The sequence below is a fragment of the Lysinibacillus sp. NPDC097279 genome (assembly GCF_044761745.1).
GTDB lineage: Bacteria > Bacillota > Bacilli > Bacillales_A > Planococcaceae > Lysinibacillus.
Genome location: NZ_JBIWDA010000002.1, coordinates 701,714 through 712,216, shown reverse-complemented (window position 1 = coordinate 712,216; position 10,503 = coordinate 701,714). Strand labels below are relative to the sequence as shown.

Here is a 10,503-nt window from a genome sequence, read left to right as displayed (position 1 = left end):
CGATGGCATGCCTGAAGTAGCAATAAAAGGCGCAAAAATACAAAATAGTATTGCACCAAATCATATCGTAATAAAGAAACTGAATCCTGATACTCTTCCCCCTTACTCCTCCTACTTTTATGATTACATTAACGCAACCATTGTAGGAGAAATTAGCGAAGGCAGTACCAATGTATTTGTAAATGGAAAAGAAGTGGCGTTCTCAGGCGCCAAAACAACCGAAAGAGATGATTATCAGCTTCCTAACGGTTGGTCTTATGATAGCGGTGCTCATACAAGTACGAATGGTTCAGTTAAAAATGGCAGCCCTACTGTTTTTATTAATGGGAAACCATTAGCGAGAAAAAGCGATGCGATTGAAACGCACGCAGGCTCTAGCGCAATAATTATTGAAGGCTCCAGCAACGTCTTTGCTAATTAAAAATGAAGGAAGAAAGAAGGTGATACATTGTCATTACCTATTAACTATTTAGAATTTAATAACCCTATCCATATCGTTTGGAGAAAAGGTTCACCTAACGACCCTTTTATCGATAGACTAGATATTGCCCGAGTAGTAAATCAACGTGTGTACTTATTAGAAATTCCTGATGAAATGTTTAAAGTACGTATTGCGGATATGCTTGAAATAAACTACGAAGCATTTATTAAACATAACCTTAGTCAAAATGAATTTTATGTTGACTATACGAATGGCTTTGTATATTTCCATCAATCAAAAGAAGCCGAGACACTTTCAATTATCTATAAAGGAAGAGGCCTTATCCTCTACCCTTCCACACGTATCATTCATTATGATGGTACAAATGCGATTGAATCATTGCATGACATTATAGAAAAAAGCAAATCACAAGTACAAGAATTAATTGATCGTACAGATACTTATGAAAATTACTTAAAACGTCTTGTGATTGCCATTAACGATGCTAATAGTGCAACAGACCAGGCATTAATCGCAACACAAAAAGCACAGGATGCCACAGAATTAGTCAAAGATGCTTATGAAACGACCGTTTTAATCTATCAGCCTTATGTTCCTACATATAATGATATTGCAAAGACCTATCCTTACCCTGAAGTTGGCTGGACAACACAAGTTTTTGATACAGGTATACGCTATCGTTGGAACGGAAAAGATTGGATTCCAATTGACGCATTAGGGGGCAATATCCCATTAGCAAGCGAACTATTAAATGGATTAATGAGTAAAGAACATTTTATTAAATTAAAAAATATTACGGAATTTGTTAATGATAAAACGATGGTATTTGTTATCCCGAAAGATATTTTAGAAGGTGTACAAGACCCTCATATTGTTTTTGATTATGCTGGTGCAATTGTCGAAATCAAAGCTTCTGTTACATCAAAAGGCTTAGAACCTACACCCATTTGGGTACAAAAATCAGCTAACTTCACGGATTGGTTTGATTTAACCGATACCCCAATAATGATTAAAGAAAATAATAATCTTGATAATCAATCTCATACTTTAACAGCACCTACCGTGGAAAAAGGTGATATTTTTAGATTATATATCCCCTCCTTTTCTGTTGATGCCCAAAATTTATCAGTCAATGTCAAAATCATGTTAAACGACTCTTTAAACTCTTAGTGAGGCTTAAAGAGTTTTTATTATATAAAAAACAAAATGAACTAGAAAGAAGGAATTTATTTATGTCTAACTATCCGATCGTATCATGGTATGAAGGTACAAATGAAACATCAAAAGAAGTCAACTACACAGTAGACTACAAAACTGTTGATGCTGCTTCCCAATCAGATACAAAGATATTCTATATTTGGAACAACCGAGGGGGAACAACCGATGCACCTAAAATGGAAGAAGTAACATTTACAACACGTGACCGAAGTGGTGGAACAGGCGATTTAGAGGGAAAGATTGTAGAAGCTGTAAAAGACAATTGGTTCCATGTCCGTGTTGATAGCCTATCAGAGTCCCGTTTCTTACCTGTTGGTAAGGGTGGAAATCCTCTTAATCCCTCTGGTACTAAGGATTTAGGCACAAACGGTACTACAACAAATATACACGCTGCAACTGCACAAGTTTGGTCTGCAGGAACAGAAATGACACTAGATGCTTACGTTCAACCAACGTCAAATAATAATTATATTTATAAAGTATCGAAAGCAGGAACGACAGGCGCAACACAACCTTCCTGGCCAACTGTAGAAGGCAACGCTATTATGGATGGGACAGTAGAATATTTGACAATTAAAATTGATAAAACACCAAAAGCTAAAGAAATTTTAGGTTTAGCCAATGTTACCAATGATGCAGGAACAAACGCTGACCTGGCTGGTGGTAACTTTGTTAAGATTTCTGTTTATGCTGATGTTCCGATGAATGCGTCTGCAGGTAAAAATCAATTAATGCAACGTGTATCTTATCGTTACGTATAAAAAGCTTAAAAGGGTAAGGGTCAGTCCCCTACCCTTTTTTCATACAATAAAAAACACTTCAATGCAATGAAGGAGATAGATAAAACATGTTATTCACAACTGCCGAAAACTATCAAGCAATTAATCTTCCCTTTAATTGGAACGCTGATTACGCCAATGGTAAAAACTTCGCTGAGTATGATTTACTTACGCATAAAAAAAATGATTTTTATTTAATTCAGAAAAACCAGGTCATTCGTTTTGGTTTGTTTGGGCAAAGGATGAAATTTTATTTTGAAATGTCAGATGGCTCCTTCAACATAAACGGTAGAAAAATTGAAGTTGCTTACGTAAAGGAAGATGGCAAAACTTATCCTTTAACAACTAACTTCGAACAAAAAGACCTTATCACATATAAAGAAGCCTTTACTGATTTTAGTAATCAACAAGGTGTTCAACGTTCGAATATCAAATCGATACATTTTGGCTATAAAACAAATTATAAAAAAGATGATATACAACTGTTTTTCCAGCCTACTGTAGCTTTGCCCTTTAATGAGCGTGCTTTCATTGAAGTAAAACTCACTTCGAATAAACCAATGAACGGTTATTTGCTATTCCAATCAAACGGAACAGAAGTGGGACGCTTTTACGCTCCATTGGCAGCTAATAGAGTTGGGCAAATTAACTGGATCATTAAATAATTCACGCAGAAAGGAAGAATGTAATGAAACGATTTTGGCTGCAACTACCTGAAAAAAGCGATGTTTTGGAGATTACGGCATCTAACAATAAGTTTTCATTATTTGAATCATCCACTGAACGTAGCTACACAATAGCCGTAGGAAAATACACATTAGAAAAGCTAATCGAAATGTTTACACATGAAGGCTTAGTTGCCAGAATTGGGCAGATAAATGCAGATATGAAAGCTAAATTTCTTGTATTGTTTTTAAATCCATCATTTACGAACATTAATGGAAACTTTATTTCGTTCATTGGAGGAATAGAATCGATTGATACTGGAGATAGACAAGAAGAAAGTATCATTCATTAAGAAAGGAGGATGCTCTCATGTCTTTAATAGGCGGTAATTTAGAGAAAAAAGAAATAGGTCTAGCCCTCGGTGTATCTGGAACTTATAAAAATACTGAAATAGACAAGACAACTGGACATTTGCGATTAACACAAATCGATGTGGATAGTACAGAAAACCCAATCTATGCAGCAGAAGGCAGCTGGACTTCAGATGTAATCAATCTCGGTGATATATTTAACAGCTACGAAAAAGTATTTACAACAAATACTATGAATGGTTCAAGTTCTTTTGCAGTATTAACAAGAGTTTCAGATAACAGTGTCCACTGGTCCGATTGGTTACCTATCGCAATGGACGGAACAATCCAGTCTGAAATGAAACAATACATTCAAGTAAGAATCGATTTATTTGCGGGTTTTGTGTCGGATGTATTTGTTATTGCTAAGGGGGATTTTGAGGCTAACCCATACGTTAAAGAACACTCAAAAATGGTTGGGGACTATGTTATTCCAAAATTAACTTCCAATACATCATCACAAACAGGTTTAGCGTTCTCTGAAACAATATATAGTACAACATATGCAGCCTGGAAAGCATTTAGTGGAATTGATAACTCCGAAAGCTATGTTACAAAAAGTGGTGTTATTGAAGGTATTTTAGGATTCTATTTTAATAATAAAATTAGAATAAATAAATACAAAGTTAGAAGTATGGCAGGAGCTTACTTAAGTTCTATGCCCAAAAATTGGATGATAGAAGGCAGTTTAAATACAACTGATGGTATTAATGGCACTTGGATCGAACTAGACAAAAGATTAAATCAATCCTGGTCTACAAACAATACGGACAAAGAATATGAGTTCTTCAATAATAAAAAGTACAGGTCATATAGAATAAAATGGACTGCTAATAATGGCCATGCAAGCTACACTGGAATTGGTGCATTAAACTTCTATCAACCTTCTGAGTCAACATTATCACTAAAAAGAGACTACGTTTTTAACATGAATAATGATTCAACATGGTTAGAGGCAGGTAGTATTCACAGACAGCAGATAACTCGTAGTCCGTGGATAAGCATTGATAGATTGGATGTGAAAAGACAATGACAACATGGAATCCTATTGAAAAAGGCGCAACTATAACTCTCAGCAATGAAAACTTAACAGCTAATAACATACTTCAACAAAGCTCAGTTAAATCAACTGATCCAAAAACTAGTGGTGTATGGTTTTGTGAGATTAAGGTTGATGCATTAAATTATAACTGCATAGGTATAGGTTCAAATGACCTTCCTATGACTAGTGCGATAGGTACAAACGCCAATTATTTTTTCTACTACTACAATGGGGCAAAATACAACAGTGGTGTGGCGACTACTTACGCCCCCGCCTATGCGGTTGGGGATATTATTGGAATCTTAGTAGATTTTAATAATGGAGAGCTTACATTCTATAAGAATGGTGTCAACTTAGGAGTAGCATATAACAATATTAATAAACTCTCGAATTTCTGTATTATAGCATCAAGTGGAACTACAACAGGTAATGGTGGCTTTACTGCTAACTTTGGCGCAACACCTTTTAAATATCCACCTAATTCAAATGACTTACCTTTAGGGGTTAAAAGTTATGATGATTCACAATTTATTTCATACGAAAGTAAATCATTTATTTTACACAACGGAATTTTCAAAAAATACAATAAAAAAATACCTTCTGATGGAGGGGTAAAATTAATTGCACCAATGACCAAACCTACACAAGATGGTATCACGATTACACAATCTAGTAGTGATGGCGCTAACTATGGCTATCTTGCTACTAGCCCCACTAGTGGTTGGATTTCTAGTAGTGGAGCAACACCTACTAACCCTGAATGGATAACTATTGACTTTGGTTTTGGGAATGAAAAAGTAGTTACCTCATATGAAGCAAAAGCTTATCTGGGAACAGCGTATATAACAAAACATAAGTTTCAAGGCTCAAACAATGGTGTTGATTTTGTTGATTTATTTGACACAACAGAACCTATGACGGCTACCTTAAAAAAATATAGGTTCTCAAACGATATAGCATATAGATTTTACAGAATATATGCGTATGGAAGCTCAGGAGGAAACGGTAGGGCTTCATTAGGAAATGTTCAGTTAATTCAAAAACCTACGCCTATCATAAAACCTTTTTGGGCAGATTTTTCAATAACACTTCCTAACGCTGCTCAATTCTCCAAGAATGGAATGGAAAGTCTATCACCTCTCACTAGAACAGTAACAACCTTTGAACCTATGGTTATGTCAGAAAGAAATGATATTTTAGGTGTGGATGAAGTTGGAAAAGTGTTTAGTAAAACTATCAACTTAAAGAGATATTTTGATATTAGAAGTATTGAAGTTGAGGTGAAATAAATAAATGAGCAACAAAGTAAAAGTAACACTAGACCCTCTGAATAAAGGTAGTGGTATTGTTTTATCTAATGACAACCTAACTGCCCTTGTTCCTAACTTAAACAGCACTACTAGAGCAACACTAGGTAGAGATAGTGGGAAATGGTATTGGGAAGTATCATTTTCTAGTATAACATATTCTCAAGTAGGTATATCTAATGACCTTGCAGGTGTTGGCGATACTCACCTTAATAAAAATGCAAGAAGATATAGTAGTGGCGCAAACAAAGTTCCTGAAAATACAAAATTTGGAACTTCATACACTAAAGATGATGTGATTGGTGTGTTCTTAGATTTAGATAATGGCATTTTAAAATTCTATAAAAATGGTATATCACAAGGTATTTCTCACACAGACATAAAATCCTTAGGTCTTGTTTATCCTTCTATAACAAGTGGTTCAAGTAGTGGTGGATGCACTTCTACTATAAATTTCGGTGCAACACCTTTTAAATATCTCCCATCTGACCTACCTATTGGAACACATTCTTACGATGGAAATATTACTACAGCAAACTTATTCCTTCTTCAATCTAACAACAAGGTATACTCAACTAAATATACTAACACATTCGAACCATTAGCCATGACTTCATATACAGCACCGTCACCATTCGAAATAACATCTAGTGGTGATTTCAATTCATCCTATGCTTGTTGGAAGGCTTTTAATGGCACAAATAGTGGCTCAGGTGACTCATGGCTTACTACAAATGGAAGCCCTTTAGGTTGGATTCAAGTTAATTTTGGCTTTAGAAAAATATATAACAAAATATCATTCACTACAAGAGACTATTCAGATAGTAACCTCACTGCACCAAAAGAATTTAAAATACTATCTTCTAATGATAGTCTAAATTGGAATCAACTAACTGTAATCAGTAATCAAACAGGTTGGAAAGCAAATGAAACTAGAATATTTGAGTTTAGTAATTTAAGAGCTTATCAATACTATAGACTTCAAATAACAGAAGCGAATTATACAGCTTACTCTGCTATTGGTGAGCTAGTATTTGGTTACAAAGGCTTGTCTCTATTAAATCTAAATAATAAATCAGCAAATAGTTTTATTGATTATGGACAAATAGCGAAGCTAGAAGGTCTTAATCTACCTATAAGCATAGTGAAGTATGTTGTGCAAGTTACTAAACAGTATGATGCAACAACAAAACAGTTAGATAAGAAACCACTTAGCATTAGTTTCAATTAACAATATAGAGAGGCGACAAAATGACAGTTACAGAAATATCTTTTAAATGCACTAAAGCAAGCAGTTATTATGCTATAGGTGGTATCAGAATCTATGATTCATATGGTAATGTTTACCCAATAAAGTTTACGACAAAAACCAATACAACCTTAAATACTTTCTACATTCAAGGAACAAATTTAACAGGTACAGTAAGCACGAAGAACAGTTGGGGGACTTATTATTTTGTTGATTCTCCTTTCGATACTGATAAATCAATAGTTACTAGCTATCCTAGCATGAATTATTGGTTAAGTAGTTCAGCAGATACAATAAGCATATCTTTTGATAGACCTATTGCTATAAGTAAAATTGATTTCATTCCCTATTGTGCAGATGGTACAGATAGAAAACAAAATTCAATTGAAATAACCGTATTAGATACAAAAAATAAAATACTATTTCAAGAAAAATACAATACTTCAACCTATTTGGTGAATCAAATTTACACAGTATTAACACCAAAGTTATCTTATTTCAGTAATATATTATTGAAATCGAATAGCCTTATACATACTATTTACTCAGAACATATGAAATATGAAACAAAAATGACAGGCTCTAATGTTCCTGCTCCATTTGTTGCAAGTGCTAGTACTATTTATAGCACAAGTTATCCTGCATGGCTTGCTTTCAATGGTGTTATTACAGATAGCAATAACTGTTGGATTTCTTTACTTAATAACATAGCTAATCAGTGGGTTCAAATTGATTACGGTAAAAAGACAAGAGTGAATCAATTGGAAATAACAGGCATGGGTGTTAATGCAAACTCAAGCCCTAAAGACTTTGAGATTCAAGGTTCAAATGATGGGTTTAATTTTAATACAATAAAAAAATTCAGTGGTGAAACAGATTGGAAATTATTCGAAAAAAGAGTGTATTCTTTTAGAGCGTCCAATTATCGCTTCTTTAGATTGTATATTTACAATAATAACGGTTTTGCCAACTACATAGGAGTGGCAAATCTTTTATACTCTGCAAATAATATTGGAATCTTAAATAAAATCCCTGTTGTTAATCAGGGTAATTTCGTAAAATATGGTGTCAACAAAATAGAAATTCCAGCTACCCTATACAATGAAGATTACGTTTTACAAGACACTGTTTCAGAAGATGTAGTAGATGGACTATGGAAAAAACAATTAGATAAAAAACCACTCAGCATCGGTTTTAACTGATACTGAGTTTTTATTTGAAAAATAAATTAGATAAAAGGAATGGTTAAATGAGTACATTAAACAATATAATCCCTATAATGACTTCTGACACATCACCCTATGGGCAAGCATTTTCTAGTGGAGTGTTATCTACAGCGTATACAGCTTGGTACGCTTTTAATGATAATCTAGGTCAGTCATGGGTTTCTTCTCAAGTAGCATACCCTCATTATCTAGGGTATAAGTTTAACAAAATCAGTAAAATAGATGGGTATTCTATTACGAGCAGAAATTTTGACGGTAATGACTTAACAGCAATGTTAAAAGATTGGGTGCTAGAAGTTTCAAAAGATGGAATTAGCTATACTGTTATTGACATACAGATAGGCGTGGTTTGGACTTCCAAAGGAGAAGAAAAAACATTCTTGTTGAACAAAGCTGTGAATTGTAAATATGTTAGATTAAGGATTAATGCTAACAATGGGTATTCTCAAACAGTTAGTACACTAGGTAGGCTAAAGGTGTTTGGCTCAGAAGGTGAAAATAATAAATTAATCATCAAAAATCCAACAACAAATGAACATTATTCCCTATCAGACAATACTCTAATTCCCCTTCCTGACCCTTCAATTAAAAACATGCTTTTATATGGTATTGAGCAAGGTAAAGAGATTCAATTAGATGTGCCTTTCACTAAACATAGACACTTTAATGATACACCTGTTGTTAATGTGAGTGGAAAAGTATCCACACATGATATTGGTAAAGTTAACACTTTAAATATTAAAGAGCTTAGAGAGAACGAGGATTTTGAACCTATTTTTACTTGGTACAATACAAACATGACCTCTAATACTGCTCCATCTCCCTTGGTAGCAAGTGGTAGTAGTCTTTTTAATTCTAATTATGATTATTACAAACCTTTCAATGGAACAAATTTTGATTGGTCAGATTCATGGACTAGTAATAAACCTAAAGCCTATGTTCAACTAGATTTTAACGAGATTAAAAAAGTCAACATGATTAGTATTACCACATGGAATGAACCTAATAGCACGACTTCCCCAAAAAGATTTTCTATTAGTGCATCAACTAATGGAACAGATTTCGAAACTATCTTAAATGAAATCACACTTTCAGAATGGGTTTATAATACAGAAAAGGTGTTCTTTTTAAATGAAGATAAAAATTATAGAGCATTTCGCATTAATGTAGAAGAATCGTTTGGAGCTCCCTATGTATCTATAGGTAAAATTAAATTAGGCTATAAAAGAGAGGTGAACTAATTTGGCAACAACAGAGCAATTAATGGTGCAATATGGTGTCGCATGGTTTGGATTCGATGAGTCTAGTGGCAATGTTATTGATAAGTTAAATAATGGATATATTGGTGCAGTGACAGGAGCTTCTAGAATGCAAGGTTGGGATGGCGAAGGTCAAGCCCTAAACTTTAGTGGTGGACAGTATGTTCTTTTCAACGCTCCTATTATACCCCTAAGGGAAAAAACTATTAGGTTTAAATTCAAGAAAAACACAACTGCTATAATGGTCAATAATGTTGTTTTTTCAACTACTGGCACTTCGACTGGCAACAATGGGTTTTACTTGGCATTACTAAACGACATACCAACATTTTATGTTGTCCATAATGGCGTTTCTGTCTCATTTCCTTTTCTAACCTCTATTAAAGATACTCTTTGGCACGAAGTTTATATAACAATAGAAGATAAAATTCTAACGCTATACTTAGATGATGTTCAAAACGCTGTGTATTCTAACTACACAGAAACCTTCACTTCTCAAACTTATGGGTTATATTTAGCTAGATATAATACATCTGCCCTATATGACTTTAATGGTCAAATTGATGACTTACAAATCTTCAACAAAGCCTTATCTCCCTCTGACTTCACTCAAAAACGTTTAGTGGTAAAGACAACAGACAATAAAAATCTTGTGTTCACCCCCACATCAACTCGTGTGAAAGAGATTCCCAACACAGTAGAATACATGTTGTTAGCTCAAGGTGGAGTGATAAAAGAAATTGACTCAGCAGTTGATAGACCACCAATTGATTTCACTAAAACTACAACTGAATATGAGATTCTGACAATTAACAGAACCCCACTAGGAAAAGGCAGATTGTTTACAATTCCTATTAGTTCTGATTTTAAAACCACAATGATTGAGGACAACTATTAATTGGTTG

The 10,503-nt window shown here is 34.1% G+C and carries 11 protein-coding genes; all 11 read left to right on the top strand.

The genetic code is table 11. The features are described from left to right. Positions 1 to 7: 7 nt before the first annotated feature. On the top strand, positions 8 to 421 hold the full coding sequence (locus tag ACIQ1H_RS13600) for a PAAR domain-containing protein (RefSeq protein ID WP_402889453.1): 414 nt from the start codon (positions 8 to 10) through the stop codon (positions 419 to 421). Positions 422 to 448: 27 nt separating this feature from the next. Beyond that, complete coding sequence (locus tag ACIQ1H_RS13595; RefSeq protein WP_402889452.1) at positions 449 to 1,612, top strand: hypothetical protein; 1,164 nt, start codon at positions 449 to 451, stop codon at positions 1,610 to 1,612. A gap of 62 nt (positions 1,613 to 1,674) precedes the next feature. Then, a complete protein-coding gene (locus tag ACIQ1H_RS13590) occupies positions 1,675 to 2,421 on the top strand; it encodes a hypothetical protein (protein ID WP_402889451.1) in 747 nt (248 codons plus the stop codon). An 86-nt stretch (positions 2,422 to 2,507) separates the two neighbouring features. Beyond that, a complete protein-coding gene (locus ACIQ1H_RS13585) occupies positions 2,508 to 3,104 on the top strand; it encodes a hypothetical protein (protein WP_402889449.1) in 597 nt (198 codons plus the stop codon). A gap of 23 nt (positions 3,105 to 3,127) precedes the next feature. Further along, positions 3,128 to 3,457, top strand: a complete 330-nt coding sequence (locus ACIQ1H_RS13580) for a hypothetical protein (protein WP_402889447.1) — start codon at positions 3,128 to 3,130, stop codon at positions 3,455 to 3,457. Positions 3,458 to 3,474: 17 nt separating this feature from the next. Next, entirely contained in the window at positions 3,475 to 4,548 is a 1,074-nt protein-coding gene (locus ACIQ1H_RS13575; protein ID WP_402889445.1) for a discoidin/SUN/FTP domain-containing protein, read from the top strand. Beyond that, positions 4,545 to 5,846: an SPRY domain-containing protein gene (locus ACIQ1H_RS13570; RefSeq protein WP_402889443.1), complete on the top strand. Its 1,302-nt coding sequence runs from the start codon at positions 4,545 to 4,547 to the stop codon at positions 5,844 to 5,846. Before ACIQ1H_RS13575 ends, ACIQ1H_RS13570 begins: the two co-directional genes overlap by 4 nt. A gap of 4 nt (positions 5,847 to 5,850) precedes the next feature. Then, positions 5,851 to 7,095 carry an SPRY domain-containing protein gene (locus ACIQ1H_RS13565; RefSeq protein WP_402889442.1) on the top strand — a complete coding sequence of 415 codons (1,245 nt, stop codon included), beginning with the start codon at positions 5,851 to 5,853 and terminating at the stop codon, positions 7,093 to 7,095. Between the two features lie 20 nt (positions 7,096 to 7,115). Then, a complete protein-coding gene (locus ACIQ1H_RS13560; RefSeq protein ID WP_402889440.1) occupies positions 7,116 to 8,315 on the top strand; it encodes a discoidin domain-containing protein in 1,200 nt (399 codons plus the stop codon). Between the two features lie 47 nt (positions 8,316 to 8,362). After that, a complete protein-coding gene (locus ACIQ1H_RS13555) occupies positions 8,363 to 9,580 on the top strand; it encodes a discoidin domain-containing protein (protein WP_402889439.1) in 1,218 nt (405 codons plus the stop codon). Position 9,581: 1 nt separating this feature from the next. After that, the gene (locus ACIQ1H_RS13550; protein WP_402889437.1) at positions 9,582 to 10,496 is read left to right on the top strand and encodes a LamG-like jellyroll fold domain-containing protein; all 915 of its coding nucleotides are present in this window, start codon (positions 9,582 to 9,584) and stop codon (positions 10,494 to 10,496) included. Positions 10,497 to 10,503: the final 7 nt, after the last annotated feature.

What these genes read in the sequence shown, in the direction of transcription:
- ACIQ1H_RS13580 (WP_402889447.1), top strand. Translation starts at nt 3,128, where the DNA reads ATGAAACGATTTTGGCTGCAACTACCTGAAAAAAGCGATGTTTTGGAG.
- ACIQ1H_RS13570 (WP_402889443.1), top strand. Translation starts at nt 4,545, where the DNA reads ATGACAACATGGAATCCTATTGAAAAAGGCGCAACTATAACTCTCAGC.
- ACIQ1H_RS13590 (WP_402889451.1), top strand. Translation starts at nt 1,675, where the DNA reads ATGTCTAACTATCCGATCGTATCATGGTATGAAGGTACAAATGAAACA.
- ACIQ1H_RS13585 (WP_402889449.1), top strand. Translation starts at nt 2,508, where the DNA reads ATGTTATTCACAACTGCCGAAAACTATCAAGCAATTAATCTTCCCTTT.
- ACIQ1H_RS13560 (WP_402889440.1), top strand. Translation starts at nt 7,116, where the DNA reads ATGACAGTTACAGAAATATCTTTTAAATGCACTAAAGCAAGCAGTTAT.
- ACIQ1H_RS13600 (WP_402889453.1), top strand. Translation starts at nt 8, where the DNA reads ATGCCTGAAGTAGCAATAAAAGGCGCAAAAATACAAAATAGTATTGCA.
- ACIQ1H_RS13565 (WP_402889442.1), top strand. Translation starts at nt 5,851, where the DNA reads ATGAGCAACAAAGTAAAAGTAACACTAGACCCTCTGAATAAAGGTAGT.
- ACIQ1H_RS13555 (WP_402889439.1), top strand. Translation starts at nt 8,363, where the DNA reads ATGAGTACATTAAACAATATAATCCCTATAATGACTTCTGACACATCA.
- ACIQ1H_RS13575 (WP_402889445.1), top strand. Translation starts at nt 3,475, where the DNA reads ATGTCTTTAATAGGCGGTAATTTAGAGAAAAAAGAAATAGGTCTAGCC.